We start from the raw sequence: 13,111 nt of genomic DNA, 5'->3' as shown, positions 1-13,111 counted from the left end.
CTACAGCACACGTCCGCGCCACTCTGAAGGCGACGCGCCCTCCACCTGCGTGAAGGCCTTGCCGAAGGCGCTCGTGCTGCCGTAGCCGGCATCGCCGGCCACGATCTTGATCGGCAGGCCCTGGCGCAGCAGGCCCTTGGCGACGTCGATGCGCCAGCGCTTGAGGTATTCGGCCGCGGGCAGGCCCACCACCGCCTTGAAATGTGCAGCGAAGCGCGAGCGCGACATGCCGGCCACCTGGGCGAGCGAGTCCAGCGTCCACGGCTCGGAGGGCTCGTCGTGCATCGCTGTGATGGCCCGCGAGAGACGCGCGTCGGCCAGGCCGGCCAGGCTGCCGCTGTGCACCTGGCCGCGCTCGATGCACCAGCGCAGCAGCTGCACCACCAGCACCTCGGCCAGACGATCAACCACCGCGGCTTGGCCACAGCGACCGGCCAGTGCCTCCTGCGTCAGCAGCGCCTGCGCCACGTCCAGGCCCGGCATGTCGGCCAGTGGCACGCAGACCAGCGCCGGCAGGCCTCGCAGGACGGGATTCTCCTGATCCGAGCCAAACGACACCGAGGCGCACACGACCTGGGCCTGCGCGCCAGGCGCGGCCATCAGCCGGTGCGCAGCACGGCGCGGCAGGTAGACCAGACTGGGCGCTGCCACCGTGAGCCGGCGACGCCCCGGCCCCACGAGCATCACCACGCCCTCGCGCACCAGGTGCAGGTGACCGTCGCTGCCGTGTTCGCCAAAGCTCATTGGCCCGCGCAGTGCCCCTCCGTGGTGAACGTGAGCGCGCAGCGAAAACCGCTGCAAGAGACTGGAGAGCCGATCAACCATGAGACGAATTATCCATCATTGAAGACGAAAAGACACCAATCGTCTCACCGTCAGCGCTACAGTGCAGCATCGTCAATTTTTCTGGAGTTGTTCATGTTGATTCCGCGCCAAGCCGTTCCTGCGTTGCAGGTGCCCACGCTGGCCCATGGTCCGTTCGACCTGGCCCAGGACGCCGCCGAACATTTCACCGTGGTGGTCTTCTACCGCGGGTTGCACTGCCCCATTTGCCACAAGTACCTGCTCGAACTCGGGCGGCTGCTGCCTGAATTCGACAAGCGCGGTCTCAAGGTGATCGCACTGTCAAGCGACGGCGCCGAACGGGCCAAGGCCATGGCGGACAAGCTCAGCACCCCGAACCTGCGAATGGGCTACGACCTGCCGCTGGCGGTGGCGCGCCAGTGGGGCCTGTACGTGAGCACCTCGCGCGGCACGACGTCCATCGGCATCGAGGAACCCGCGCTGTTCTCCGAGCCCGGCGTGTTCCTGGTGCGCCCCGACGGCACCCTCTACTACGGAGCAGTGCAGACCATGCCGTTCGCCCGCCCACATTTCGACGAGCTCCTCGCTGCGGTGGATTTTGCGGTTGCGAAGAACTACCCCGCACGCGGCGAGTACACCGGCGCAGTCTGAGGCGCTGGCTGGAGGGCAGCCCGGATCAGGCCGCTTCGGACTCTGCCCGTCGCGGCTGCTGTGACTCGGCCGCCATGGCCTGCAGCGCCTTCTGCACCACGCCCTGGGCATTGACCGGGCGCAGCAGGCGGCTTGCGATGAGGCGTTCGCAACTGCGCTTGGTCATGGAGTGCGGCCGGCTACCGCGGCTCACGAACATGAACAGCGTGCCCTTGCTGCTGGCCCAGATGAGCTGGGCGCGCAGCCATTCGCGGCGCGAGTACAGATCCACCCAGTCGCCTTCGCGCAGACCGAGCAGCACGGCCGCGGCGTTGATGTCTTCCAGCTCGGCCTCTTCGGCCAGCGCAGCGGCCTGCGAATCGTCTTCGCTGGCGCGGGCCTGCACCTGGGTTTCGATCAGGTCACCGTAGTCGGTCGGCAGCGTGTCCTCGAAGCCCGCGGCCTCGATCTCGCTCTTGCCCAGCCAGGGCTGCGCCTTCGGCCGCGGCTTGCGTTGCTCGGGTGTGGCTGGCAGGGTTTCGTCCAGTTCCATCGACATCGACGCGCTTTCCAGCGGCACCGGGTCGGAGTTGCTCGCGTCGTTTCGGATGCGCGCGCGGCGCAGGCCCAGCACCGGCTGGTGAAGGCGCATGAGCGCGTCGAAGAACGGTTTGGTTTCCTCGCGCGTCTTGCCCAGCATGTCCAGGCCGGCGTGCAGCGTGGCCAGCATGCCCGGCACCATGGCGAACAGCTCCTTGGGACGCTTGAGCGTGACCTCCTTCTTCACGCTCCACAACAGGTTGGAGACCATCTTGCGAAAGCCACCGGGATCGTTCTGGCCCTCGGTATCGCCCAGCTTGGCCGAGGCGATCACCAGCGACCAGGGGCCGTAGAGGAAATCCAGGATCACCCCCGGCGCGTTGTCCACGTCGGGGCGCTGGCTCAGGTCCCAGGCGATCTGGTCGGCCAGCGCCTGGCGCTCCTCGGCGTAGCGGATGGACTGCAGGCTGTTGTCCTGCAGCGCGAGTTCCTTCTGGTCCTGCGCGGCCCAGCCTTCGCGCAGCGCGGCGAGGGCATCGGCAAAGGGACCGGGATCGTTGGTGGCCTGGTCGTTGAGGTCCTTGAACGCCTGCTGCACCGGCTGGAAGAAGCTGTGGAACTCTTCCGCGAATTCGTCGTTGAACTTGAAGCTGCGCTGCGCCACGCTCTCGATCAACCGCCGCGCCGGATGCTCATCTTCATTGAAGAACTTCGGGTTGGCCATGGCCAGGCGCAACAACGCCGGCTCCAGCGCCACCACCGCCTCGCGCACGGGGCCCAGCAGCAGCGGGTCACTCGCCACCTGGCTGACCAGGGTGCGCACCAGGTCAAGGCCCACGGCCTGGCTGACGCGCTGCGCCTTCTGCTTGAGGTGCATGAGCACGCGCGAGCGCTCATGCGCGGCCGCGTAGGTGCCCCAGGCCTTCTGGCTCAACTGGCTGGAGATGCCGATCTCGCGCGCGGGCCGGTCCACCACCGGCAGGTCGCGGTACTGGGTCTGCTGCTCCAGGATCATGGACTCGTCGAGCACGGGGATCGCTGCAAAGGCCTCGATCGCGGCGAGCTCCTCGCTCACCTGCTCGTAGTAGTCCGGGGTCAGGTGGCGGTCGAAATGTTTGCCCCCCTGGTTGAGGAATTCATGAAAAACCTGGTGGTCCACACCGGGTTGCATGCGGCCGAGCGACTGCATGGGCGGCAGGTGTTCGGCGCTGGTCCAGGAGGGCATGTCATGCCCGCTGCCCACGTAGCCCGGCTCCTGCCACTGGCTGTTGGGAGAGACGCCCAACCCGGCAGCGCGCGAGGACAGGCCCAGACCTCCCGAGCGGGTGGACAACCCCCCCGAACGTGTGGAGGCGCCTGCGTCGTCCACCAGGCGCACGCGGTAGCCGGCTTCCTGCACGTTGGCACGCTGCAGGATCAGCGCCACGCGTTCGTAGAGTTTCTGCAGTTCGTGGCCCAGCGCCTTGTCCATGTGGCGCAGCCACAGGGCGCGCACCTCGGGCTCGGACTCGGCCGAGGACATGAGCTCGCGCAGCGCGCGCACGAACACCGACGGCCGCAGCGGGTTGCGCTCTGCCTGCACGGTCTGCAAGCCGATCACCGAGCTCATCAGGGCATCGAGCACCGCGAGCTGCTGCTCCAGCACCGGCATGAGGCCATGCACCAGCCGGGCCGATTCGAGCGACTCGTTGACCGCGTCATCCTCCACCAGTGACAGCAGCGAGGACTCCGACAGCAGGGCCGGGCGCGAGGAGTTGGCCTCGGGCGCGGCCATGAGTGCGTCGCGCAGGTGCTGATGGAACGTCCGGCCCCACTGGATCTTGTTCTGCAGCAGGCCCCACCAGGCCAGCGCAAGGCGGTCGCGCTGCACCACTTCCTTGGAAGCCTTCTCCGCTGCCTGCAGGCTGGCGATGGCCGAGTCGGCGCAGCGCGCCAGCATCTCGGGCGCGCCGGAGAGTGCTTCCTGGAAGCACTGTTGCAGCAAACGGGAAGGCACCGTCATGGGCGGTCTGCGGTGATTCGCCAGCAGGTGGGGGAATGGATCAAGTCGCTTTTATACCTGCTGAGACAGCGCGCCCGCTTGACACCCGACAAATAAACGGCAGCCGGGCGCAACACGGCGCTGGGCGGCGGACGCTCCCGCCGGGCCGCAGAAGAAAGGCCTCAGGCGGCGACCAGGGCCGTGCGCCGCACCCGCCGCACGTTGAAGGCACTGGCGATGAGCACCGCCTGCACCACCGCCAGCCCGATCAGCACGCCGCGGAACTGGCCGTGGTCCATGAGCACGCCGAAGATCAGTGGCGAGATTGCCTGGCCAATGTCCAGACCCGAATACACCACGCCGTACACGCGGCCGGTGGCGTTGTCGGGCGTGGACTTCTTCACCAGAAGATCACGCGACGGCCCTGCGATGCCCGCCGAGAATCCCATGGCACCAAACAGCACCGGCACCGCCGCCGACGGCACATCGGCCAGCGCCAGCACCAGCGCGATGCTGGCGGCCAGGCCGAAACCCACGCCCACCACGCGCTCGCAGCGAGCGGGATCTGAAGCCAGGAAGCCGCCCAGCACCATGCCACCGGCAGCACACAGCATGTAGGTCGTCAGGCACACCGCCACCAGCGCCAGCGGCACGCCGTGCAGCTGGCGCGCGGCCTCGGGCGCGAAGGCCTGCACCACGCTCAACGACATGGCGTAGAAAAAGAAGAAGCCGAAGCACATCCACACCGCCGGAATACGCAGGAAGGCCATCGGGTCCTCGCCCGCTACATGCACCGAGCCGGCCGCGGGCCGGGGAGCGGCCGGCAGGCTCAGGCGCTCACGGTTGAACCACAGCACTGCCAGAACCGCGAAGGCCAGCACGCCCGCGCTGGCGAGCGCCACACGCCAGGAGAATGCGAAGGCGATCGGCACCATCATGGCCGGTGCCAGTGCCCAGCCCAGACTGCCGGTGATGCCGTGCACGCTGTAGGCATGCCCCAGGCGGGGCGCGCTCACCTTGCGGTTGAGCAGTGTGTAGTCCACCGGGTGGAACACGCCGTTGCCGGTGCCGGCCACGATGGCGAAAAAGGCCATCATCCAGTAGCCCGTGCTGGCCGCGAAGCCGAACGCCGCCAGACCCAGCAGCGCCAGCCCGCCGAACAGCACCGGCCGCGGGCCGAAGCGGTCGACCACGAAGCCCGAGGCCGTCTGCACCGCGCAGGAGACCACGAAGAAGATCGTCATCAGGAAACCCAGTTCGGCATAGCTGGCGTTGAGCGCGTCCTTCAACCAGGGAAACAGTGGCGCGAGCAGCAACTGGCTGAAGTGGCTGATCATGTGCGCCAGCCCGACCAGGCCTATGAGGCTGGCGTCCTGGCGCAAAGCCGTGGTGGGCAAGGGATGGGCGGTGCTTGATGAGGACATGGCGGGATCGTAGACTCATGCGGTTCTGCCGGATTGCGACGATCCGACAGCTTTCCACGAATACCCGCCAATCCATGCCCGCGCCGCGCCGCCGTCCCCGCCCAACGCCGCTGGGGGATTCCGACCCCTTCACGCCCGACGAGGGGCGCCCGGTGCGCGTGCGGGCGCGCGCACTCAGCGCCGACACCCACTTCGAACCGCACCGCCACCCCTGGGGCCAGCTCGCCTACTGCGCCACCGGCATCGTGCAGGTGATGACGGTGCCCGACGAAACCAACCTGCAGGCCGTCACCTACATCGTGCCGCCCTCGCGCGCCGTGTGGATACCACCCGGCACGCGCCACGCTGTCACGGTGCGCGAGGACGCCGAGTTGCGCACCCTGTACGTGCATGCCGGGGCCACGCCCGCGGTCTGGCAGAGCTGCCGCATGATCGTGGTCTCGGCCTTGTTGCGCGAGCTGGTGCAGGCCATGGATGCAGACTCGCGCCGTGCCGCCGAGCCGGCGCGCGACCGCCTGCTCACCGGCCTCGTACTGGACGAACTCGCTCACGCTGACACCCAGCCGCTGGGCGTGCCGCTGCCGCGCGACAAGCGCCTGCGCGCGCTGTGCGAGTCGGTGCTCAACGCGCCTGGCGAGCGCGCCACCCTGGCCGAGTGGGCCGCCGACACCGGCGCGAGCGAACGCACGGTGGCGCGGCTGTTCCGCGAAGAGCTGGGCACCACCTACCAGCAGTGGCGCCAGCAGGCGGTGCTGGCGCACGCGCTGCCGCTGCTCGCGCGCGGTGTGCCCATCGGCCAGGTGGCAGCCGCCACCGGCTATGCCAGCGACAGCGCATTCAGCGCCATGTTCAAGGCAGCCATGGGTCAGCCGCCCACGCGCTGGGGCCTGCAGTCCGGCGGCGTGGGCTGACCTGCCCGGCTTCATCCTGCTGTCACATCCGGCGGGCAGCATGGCGTTGCGGCAGGTCACACGCTGCGGCAGGTATCAGGGAGAGCAAGATGACGACGACCATGAGTGGCATTCAGCGCTACGCCAAGACGCCGCGCGCCTGGGAGGCGCTGGCCCGCCCCGAGGTGGTGGGCCGCCAGGCCCACACCCTGCTCCTCATGGCCAACGGGCGGCGCAGCGAGATGGAGTTGTCCCTGCTGCTGGGCGCCGATGTGACCGACCTCGCAGCCCGGTTGCAGCAACGCGGCTATCTGCAGTTGCAGACGCTGTCGCCGGCTGTGGTGGCCGACGACGACACCTCCATGGTGGCCTGAGGCGCGCGGGCCGCGCCTGGTGGCCATTCGATCCGGCAGGCCTCGCTCAGGCGCTCAGACTTTCCCGCTTGCGCGGCGACGCTGGCGGCACAGCCGGTGACGCCGGCCTTTCGGTCAGGCTCATCAGGTCGGTAAAGCGCTGCCCCTGCACCAGCACATGCGCGCGCGCCGCCTCGGCCGCCGCTTCGCTGTCGCCGCGACGCAGGGCGGCCACCACCTGGCGGTGCTCGTCGAGCGACTGCGCGATGCGGTTGCGCATCTGCAGTTGCAGGCGCCGGTATGGTTTGAGCCGGTTCTTCAGGCCCAGTGTCTGCTGCACCAGGAACGGATTGCCGCACGCGTGGTAGATCAGCTGGTGGAAGTGTTCGTTGGCGTAGTAGTAGGCATTGACGTTCCCGGACGCGGCCTCGGCTTCGCACTGCGCCAGCGCCGCCTCGATCTCGCACAGATCGGCCTCGTGCGCGCGGCGCGCGGCCAGCCGTGCGCAGAACGCCTCCAGCTCGGCCATCACTTCGAACATCTGGATCAACTCGGGCATGCCCAAGCGCGACACATAGGTGCCGCGCTTGGGCTGCACCTCGACCAGTCCGCTGGCCTCCAGTTGTTGGAGGGCCTCGCGCACAGGCGTACGCGACACGCCGAAACGCGCCACCAGCTGCTCCACCTGAACCTGCTCACCCGGCAGCAGGCGCCCGTTGACGATGTCGTCCTCGAGTTCCTCGCGCACTCGTTGCACGCGTGAGCGGTTGGGGGGTGTGGCGCTCATGCGGTCGCTCGTTTTCTCGTTGGTGTCGGGGTTTGTCCTAGGCGGGGCCGGTTTTTGTTGCATATAACATTTGGCGTCATTTATACAACAACCCTTACCAACCTGGAGACAAAGATGAAGAACGCAAGCAACCTGGCGCGCAGCGCCCTCGCCGCGGCCCTGCTCGCCGCCGTGTCCACCGGTGCAATGGCCGAGGTGGTGCTCAAGGCCTCGCACCAGTTTCCGGGTGGCAAGGGCGACGTTCGCGACGAGATGGTGCAGATGATTGCCCGCGAAGTCGCGGCCGCCAAGGTGGACATGACGATCAAGGTGTTTCCGGGTTCCAGCCTGGTCAAGGCCACCGAACAGTGGAAGGCCATGCAGACCGGCCAGATCGACATGACCTCGTTCCCGCTGGACTACGCATCGGGCTTTCACCCCCAGTTCGGCGCCACGCTGATGCCGGGACTGGTCAAGAGCCACGAACACGCGCAGCGCATCAACGCCTCGCCTTTCATGACGGACATCAAGGCCATCATCGAACAGGGTGGCGCCAAGGTGCTGGCCGACGCCTGGCTGGCCGGCGCCTTCGGCAGCAAGGACAAATGCATCCGCAAGCCGGAAGACGCCTCCGGGCTGAAAGTGCGCTCCGCCGGCGCGACCTTTGCCCAGATGTGGGCGGGCGCGGGCGCCTCGATCGTGGCGATTCCGTCGAGCGAGGTGTACAGCGCGCTGCAGCAAGGCGTGGCCCAGGCCACCGACACGTCCAGTGGCAGCTTCGTCTCGTTCCGTCTGTACGAGCAGCTCAAGTGCCTCACCGCACCGGGCGACAACGCGCTGTGGTTCATGTACGAGCCGGTGCTGATTTCCAAGAAGAGCTGGGACGGGCTCAACGACGCGCAGAAGAAGGCGCTGACCGCCGCATCGAAGAAGGCCGAGGCCTATTTCAATGCGGAGTCGAAGAAGCTTGACGACACCATGGTCGAGACCTACAAGAAGAACAACGTCCAGGTGGTGACGCTTACCGATGCCGAGGCCCAGGCCTGGCGCGACGTGGCACAGAAGACCTCCTACAAGCTCTTCTCCGAGAAGGTACCCGGTGGCAAGGAGCTCATCGAGAAGGCCTTGAGTGTCAAGTAAAACCGGCCACATGCCGACCTGGGTGGCGCTGGTGCATGGCGCCTCACGCCTGCTGGGCGTGGTGGCCGCCGCGCTGCTGCTGGTGTCGATCTTCGTGGTGTGCCACATGGTATTCGTGCGCGCCGTGCTGGGCGAGTCGTCGATCTGGCAGACGGAGTTCGTCACCTACGCTCTGGTGGCCTCGGCCTTCATCGGCGCGCCCTACATCCTCCTCACCCGCGGCCATGTGGCGGTCGACGTGCTGCCGCTCGTGCTGCGTCCGGCCGCCCGCCGCTGGTTGCATCTCGTGGGCAGCCTGATCGGGGTGACGTTCTGCGGCTTCTTCCTCTATGCCGCCGTGCCCTGGTGGCACGAGAGCTGGGCCACCGGGCTGACCACGGCGTCGATCTGGCGCGCCCGGCTGTGGATTCCCTACCTGGCCGTGCCCGTGGGCCTGGGTCTGCTGTGCCTGCAGTACCTGGCGGAAATCTGGATGGTGTGGACACAGCGCGAGGACCCGTTCGGGCTGACGCCGGAAGACCATCTGTGATCTGCGCGCCTGCCCAGCCCTTGCCTGTCTTCTTCTCCTGTTTGCGGGATCCCTCATGAGTGCCCTTGCCATCGGCCTGTTGATTTTCGTGGTCACGATCCTGGTATTGGCCACCGGCCTGCCGATCGCCTTCGGTCTGGGTGCTGTGGCCCTGCTGTTCATGGTGATGTTCGACGGCTGGAACAGCGTGCACTTCGTGCCCGAGACCATCTTCGCGGGCCTGAGCGATTTCACGCTGGTCTCGCTGCCCATGTTCATCATCATGGGCGCGGCGGTGGCGTCGTCGCGCGCCGGCAGTGATCTGTATGAAGCGCTGTCGCGCTGGCTGCACCGCGTGCCGGGGTCACTGGTGATCTCCAACATCGGCGCCTGCGCGCTGTTTTCCGCGCTCACCGGTTCGTCACCCGCCACCTGCGCAGCCATCGGCAAGATGGGCATTCCCGAGATGCGCAAACGTGGCTACGACGCCGATCTGGCCACCGGTGCCATCGCGGCAGGTGGCACGCTGGGCATCCTGATCCCGCCCAGCATCACCATGATCCTTTATGGCATCGCGTCCGAGACATCGATCGGGCGGCTGTTTCTCGCGGGGGTGATTCCGGGCTTGCTGCTCACCGGTCTGTTCATGGCATGGGCCCTGTTCCTGAGCTGGAAACGCGGGACCGTGCTGCTGGACCACGATCGCATCTACAGCCTGAAGGAAAAGCTCGAGCTGCTGCCCCGTCTGTTGCCCTTCATCGTGGTGATCGTCGGCGTGGTCTACGCGCTCTACGGCGGCATCGCCACGCCGTCCGAAGCCGCTGGCGTGGGAGCCGCGCTGTGCCTGGTGATGGTGATCGTGATCTACCGCGTCTGGAAGCCGATGGATCTGTGGGTGATCCTGCGCGACGGCCTGCGCGAATCCGGCATGCTGCTGCTGATCATCGGCACCTCGATCCTGTTCGGCTACATGATGTCTTCACTGCAGGTCACGCAGTCGGTGGCCGAGGCGATTGGTGAGCTGCAGGTCAACAAGTGGGTGGTGCTGGCGGCCATCAACGTGTTGCTGCTGGTGGCGGGCTGCTTCCTGCCACCGGCGGCCATCATCCTGATGACCACACCCATCCTCATGCCGGTGATCACGGCCGCGGGCTTCGACCCGATCTGGTTCGGCGTGATCCTCACCATCAACATGGAACTGGGCCTGATCACGCCGCCTGTAGGCCTGAACCTGTTTGTCATCAACGGAATCACGCCCGACGTGCGCCTGCCCACCATCCTGAAAGGGGCCATCCCTTTCATGCTGTGCATGGTGCTCGCGATCGTGATCCTGTGCGTGTTCCCTGAACTCGCGACCTGGCTGCCGCAGAAGCTCATGGGTTGAGCCGCGCCACCGCTCAGGCGGGCTGCTGCGCGTCCCCGAACTGGAACACCCCGGGGTCGCGCACCGGGTCCACGTCGACCGGAATCGACGACTTCGGCGGATAGCGCCCCTCCAGCAGAAACTTCGAGAGCGGATTTTCGATGCGCTGCTGGATCGCGCGCTTGAGCGGCCGCGCACCGAACACCGGGTCGAAGCCGACCTTGGCCAGCTCGGCCAGCGCAGCGGGCGACACCTGCAGGTGCAGGTCCATCTTCGCCAGGCGCGCTTCGAGCACCTTGAGCTGGATCGCGGCGATCGACTCGATGTGCTTTGCGTCAAGCGCGTGGAACACCACTGTCTCGTCGATGCGGTTGAGAAACTCGGGGCGGAAGTGGTTCTTCAGCTCGCCCCATACCGCGTCCTTCACATCTTCGTACGACTCGCCCACCATGGCCTGGATCATGTGCGAGCCGATGTTGCTCGTCATGACGATCACAGTGTTCTTGAAGTCCACGGTGCGACCCTGGCCGTCGGTCAGGCGGCCGTCGTCGAGCACCTGCAGCAGCACGTTGAACACGTCGGGGTGGGCCTTCTCCACCTCATCGAGCAGCAGCACGCTGTAGGGCTTGCGACGCACCGCTTCGGTCAGGTAACCGCCCTCCTCGTAGCCCACGTAGCCGGGTGGCGCGCCGATGAGACGGGCCACGGAGTGCTTCTCCATGAACTCGCTCATGTCGATGCGCACCAGGTGGTCTTCGCTGTCGAACAGGAAACCGGCCAGCGCCTTGCACAACTCGGTCTTGCCCACGCCGGTCGGGCCCAGGAACAGGAAGGAGCCGGTCGGGCGGTTCGGATCGGACAGGCCCGAGCGCGAGCGGCGGATGGCATTGGCCACGGCACCGATGGCCTCGTCCTGGCCGACCACGCGCTCGTGCAGCTTGCCCTCCATCAGCAGCAACTTGTCGCGCTCGCCCTGCATCAGCTTGGACACCGGGATGCCGGTGGCACGCGCCACCACCTCGGCAATTTCCTCGGCCCCGACCTGCGTGCGCAGCAACTGCGGGCGGCCCTTGCCGTCCTTGTTCTGCGCCTTGCCGGACTCCACGGCCTGTGCGTCCTTCAGCCGCTTCTCCAGTTCAGGCAGCTTGCCGTACTGCAACTCGGCGACCTTGTTGAAGTCACCCTTGTCGGTGAAGGTCTTGATCTGCGAGCGGATGCGGTCCATCTCTTCCATCACGTCCTTGGAGCCGAGCGCTGCAGCCTTCTCCGACTTCCAGATTTCGTCGTAGTCGGAAATTTCCTTCTCCAGCCGGCCGATCTCCTCCTCGATCAGGCCGAAGCGCTTCTGCGAGGCCTCGTCCTTTTCGCGGCGCACGGCCTCGCGTTCGATCTGCAGCTGGATCAGGCGGCGGTCGAGCCGGTCCATCACCTCGGGCTTGGAGTCGAGTTCGATCTTGATCTTGGACGCGGCCTCGTCGATCAGGTCGATCGCCTTGTCGGGCAGGAAACGGTCGGTGATGTAGCGGTGGCTCAGCTCCGCCGCGGCCACGATCGCCGGGTCGGTGATCTGCACGCCGTGGTGCACCTCGTACTTTTCCTGCAGGCCGCGCAGGATGGCGATGGTGGCCTCCACGCTGGGCTCGCCCACCAGAATCTTCTGGAAGCGACGCTCGAGCGCTGCGTCCTTCTCGATGTACTTGCGGTACTCGTCGAGGGTGGTGGCGCCCACGCAGTGCAGCTCACCGCGCGCCAGCGCCGGCTTGAGCATGTTGCCCGCGTCCATCGCGCCCTCGGCCTTGCCGGCGCCCACCATGGTGTGCAGCTCATCGATGAAGACGATGGTCTGGCCCTCGTCCTTGGCGAGCTCGTTCAGTACCGTCTTAAGGCGCTCCTCGAACTCACCGCGGAACTTGGCGCCGGCCAGCAGCGCAGCCATGTCCAGGCTGAGCACGCGCTTGCCCTTGAGCGAGTCGGGCACCTCGCCGGCCACGATGCGTTGCGCCAGACCTTCGACGATGGCTGTCTTGCCCACGCCGGGCTCGCCGATCAGCACCGGGTTGTTCTTGGTGCGGCGTTGCAGCACCTGGATGGCGCGGCGGATCTCGTCGTCGCGCCCGATCACCGGATCGAGCTTGCCCAGCCGTGCACGCTCGGTGAGGTCCAGCGTGTATTTCTTGAGCGCCTCGCGCTGGCCTTCGGCCTCGGGGCTGTCCATCTTCTGGCCGCCGCGAACCGCGGTGATGGCCGATTCCAGGCTCTTGCGGTTCAGGCCGTTCTCGTTGGCAATGCGGCCGAGCTCGCCCTTGCTGTCCGCCACAGCCAGCAGGAACAGCTCGCTGGCGACGAACTGGTCGCCGCGCTTGATGGCTTCCTTTTCGGTGGCCTGCAGCAGTCTGGCCAGATCCTGGCCCACCTGCACCTGGTCCTGCCCCTGCACCTCGGGCAGGCGTTTGACCGCGGCCTCGGTGGCCTTGGCCAGGCCTGGCATGTTCACGCCCGCGCGCTGCAGCAGCGATTGCGGACCGTCGGCCTGGCGCAGCAGCGCCAGCAACAGGTGGGCAGGTTCGATGTAGGCATGGTCGGCGCCGAGCGCCAAGGTCTGGGCTTCGCCCAGGGCTTCCTGGAACTTGGTGGTGAGTTTGTCGAGACGCATGGATGGGCTCTCCGGGTATTCAGAACTGCATCGCACATGGCGCTGATGCGATCATTTTC

General features: G+C 66.9%; 11 protein-coding genes. 6 read left to right on the top strand and 5 right to left on the bottom strand.

Going from position 1 to position 13,111, the window contains the following annotated elements:
* Positions 1-825, bottom strand: coding sequence for an AraC family transcriptional regulator (locus K5880_RS16525; protein WP_297654719.1), 825 nt, complete (start codon positions 823-825; stop codon positions 1-3).
* A gap of 93 nt (positions 826-918) precedes the next feature.
* Between K5880_RS16525 and K5880_RS16520 the strand changes: the two genes are divergently transcribed.
* The gene (locus K5880_RS16520) at positions 919-1,455 is read left to right on the top strand and encodes a peroxiredoxin-like family protein (RefSeq protein ID WP_297654715.1); all 537 of its coding nucleotides are present in this window, start codon (positions 919-921) and stop codon (positions 1,453-1,455) included.
* A 25-nt stretch (positions 1,456-1,480) separates the two neighbouring features.
* Here K5880_RS16520 and K5880_RS16515 read toward each other — a convergent pair whose 3' ends face one another.
* Together K5880_RS16515 and K5880_RS16510 are read right to left on the bottom strand one after the other, a co-directional pair.
* A complete protein-coding gene (locus tag K5880_RS16515) occupies positions 1,481-3,976 on the bottom strand; it encodes a DUF1631 family protein (protein ID WP_297654713.1) in 2,496 nt (831 codons plus the stop codon).
* Between the two features lie 161 nt (positions 3,977-4,137).
* Entirely contained in the window at positions 4,138-5,379 is a 1,242-nt protein-coding gene (locus tag K5880_RS16510; protein WP_297654710.1) for an MFS transporter, read from the bottom strand.
* A gap of 74 nt (positions 5,380-5,453) precedes the next feature.
* Here K5880_RS16510 and K5880_RS16505 point away from each other — a divergent pair, with 74 nt between their 5' ends.
* Together K5880_RS16505 and K5880_RS16500 are read left to right on the top strand one after the other, a co-directional pair.
* On the top strand, positions 5,454-6,290 hold the full coding sequence (locus K5880_RS16505) for a helix-turn-helix transcriptional regulator (protein WP_297654708.1): 837 nt from the start codon (positions 5,454-5,456) through the stop codon (positions 6,288-6,290).
* 89 nt (positions 6,291-6,379) lie between these two features.
* Positions 6,380-6,643, top strand: a complete 264-nt coding sequence (locus K5880_RS16500; RefSeq protein ID WP_297654705.1) for a hypothetical protein — start codon at positions 6,380-6,382, stop codon at positions 6,641-6,643.
* Positions 6,644-6,689: 46 nt separating this feature from the next.
* Here K5880_RS16500 and K5880_RS16495 read toward each other — a convergent pair whose 3' ends face one another.
* Positions 6,690-7,409 (bottom strand): GntR family transcriptional regulator, encoded by a 720-nt coding sequence (locus tag K5880_RS16495; protein ID WP_297654703.1) that lies wholly within the window; start codon positions 7,407-7,409, stop codon positions 6,690-6,692.
* Between the two features lie 114 nt (positions 7,410-7,523).
* On the opposite strand from K5880_RS16495, the gene dctP reads away from it, so the two are divergent.
* From dctP to K5880_RS16480, 3 genes are read left to right on the top strand one after another with little or no spacing between them, the layout of a single operon-like run.
* A complete protein-coding gene (gene dctP / locus K5880_RS16490) occupies positions 7,524-8,528 on the top strand; it encodes a TRAP transporter substrate-binding protein DctP (protein ID WP_297654700.1) in 1,005 nt (334 codons plus the stop codon).
* A 10-nt stretch (positions 8,529-8,538) separates the two neighbouring features.
* Complete coding sequence (locus tag K5880_RS16485; RefSeq protein ID WP_297654694.1) at positions 8,539-9,057, top strand: TRAP transporter small permease; 519 nt, start codon at positions 8,539-8,541, stop codon at positions 9,055-9,057.
* A gap of 55 nt (positions 9,058-9,112) precedes the next feature.
* The gene (locus K5880_RS16480; protein ID WP_297654691.1) at positions 9,113-10,420 is read left to right on the top strand and encodes a TRAP transporter large permease; all 1,308 of its coding nucleotides are present in this window, start codon (positions 9,113-9,115) and stop codon (positions 10,418-10,420) included.
* Between the two features lie 13 nt (positions 10,421-10,433).
* Here the strand turns inward: K5880_RS16480 and clpB are convergent, their stop codons facing one another.
* Positions 10,434-13,052: an ATP-dependent chaperone ClpB gene (clpB, locus tag K5880_RS16475; RefSeq protein ID WP_297654688.1), complete on the bottom strand. Its 2,619-nt coding sequence runs from the start codon at positions 13,050-13,052 to the stop codon at positions 10,434-10,436.
* Between the last annotated feature and the right edge of the window lie 59 nt (positions 13,053-13,111).

Source organism: Hydrogenophaga sp. (genome assembly GCF_025699295.1).
Taxonomy (GTDB): domain Bacteria; phylum Pseudomonadota; class Gammaproteobacteria; order Burkholderiales; family Burkholderiaceae_C; genus Hydrogenophaga.
This window is presented reverse-complemented; position numbering and strand designations above follow the sequence as displayed.

What these genes read in the sequence shown, in the direction of transcription:
- K5880_RS16495 (WP_297654703.1), bottom strand. Translation starts at nt 7,409, where the DNA reads ATGAGCGCCACACCCCCCAACCGCTCACGCGTGCAACGAGTGCGCGAG.
- K5880_RS16525 (WP_297654719.1), bottom strand. Translation starts at nt 825, where the DNA reads ATGGTTGATCGGCTCTCCAGTCTCTTGCAGCGGTTTTCGCTGCGCGCT.
- K5880_RS16515 (WP_297654713.1), bottom strand. Translation starts at nt 3,976, where the DNA reads ATGACGGTGCCTTCCCGTTTGCTGCAACAGTGCTTCCAGGAAGCACTC.
- dctP (WP_297654700.1), top strand. Translation starts at nt 7,524, where the DNA reads ATGAAGAACGCAAGCAACCTGGCGCGCAGCGCCCTCGCCGCGGCCCTG.
- K5880_RS16485 (WP_297654694.1), top strand. Translation starts at nt 8,539, where the DNA reads ATGCCGACCTGGGTGGCGCTGGTGCATGGCGCCTCACGCCTGCTGGGC.
- K5880_RS16480 (WP_297654691.1), top strand. Translation starts at nt 9,113, where the DNA reads ATGAGTGCCCTTGCCATCGGCCTGTTGATTTTCGTGGTCACGATCCTG.
- K5880_RS16510 (WP_297654710.1), bottom strand. Translation starts at nt 5,379, where the DNA reads ATGTCCTCATCAAGCACCGCCCATCCCTTGCCCACCACGGCTTTGCGC.
- K5880_RS16500 (WP_297654705.1), top strand. Translation starts at nt 6,380, where the DNA reads ATGACGACGACCATGAGTGGCATTCAGCGCTACGCCAAGACGCCGCGC.
- clpB (WP_297654688.1), bottom strand. Translation starts at nt 13,052, where the DNA reads ATGCGTCTCGACAAACTCACCACCAAGTTCCAGGAAGCCCTGGGCGAA.
- K5880_RS16505 (WP_297654708.1), top strand. Translation starts at nt 5,454, where the DNA reads ATGCCCGCGCCGCGCCGCCGTCCCCGCCCAACGCCGCTGGGGGATTCC.
- K5880_RS16520 (WP_297654715.1), top strand. Translation starts at nt 919, where the DNA reads ATGTTGATTCCGCGCCAAGCCGTTCCTGCGTTGCAGGTGCCCACGCTG.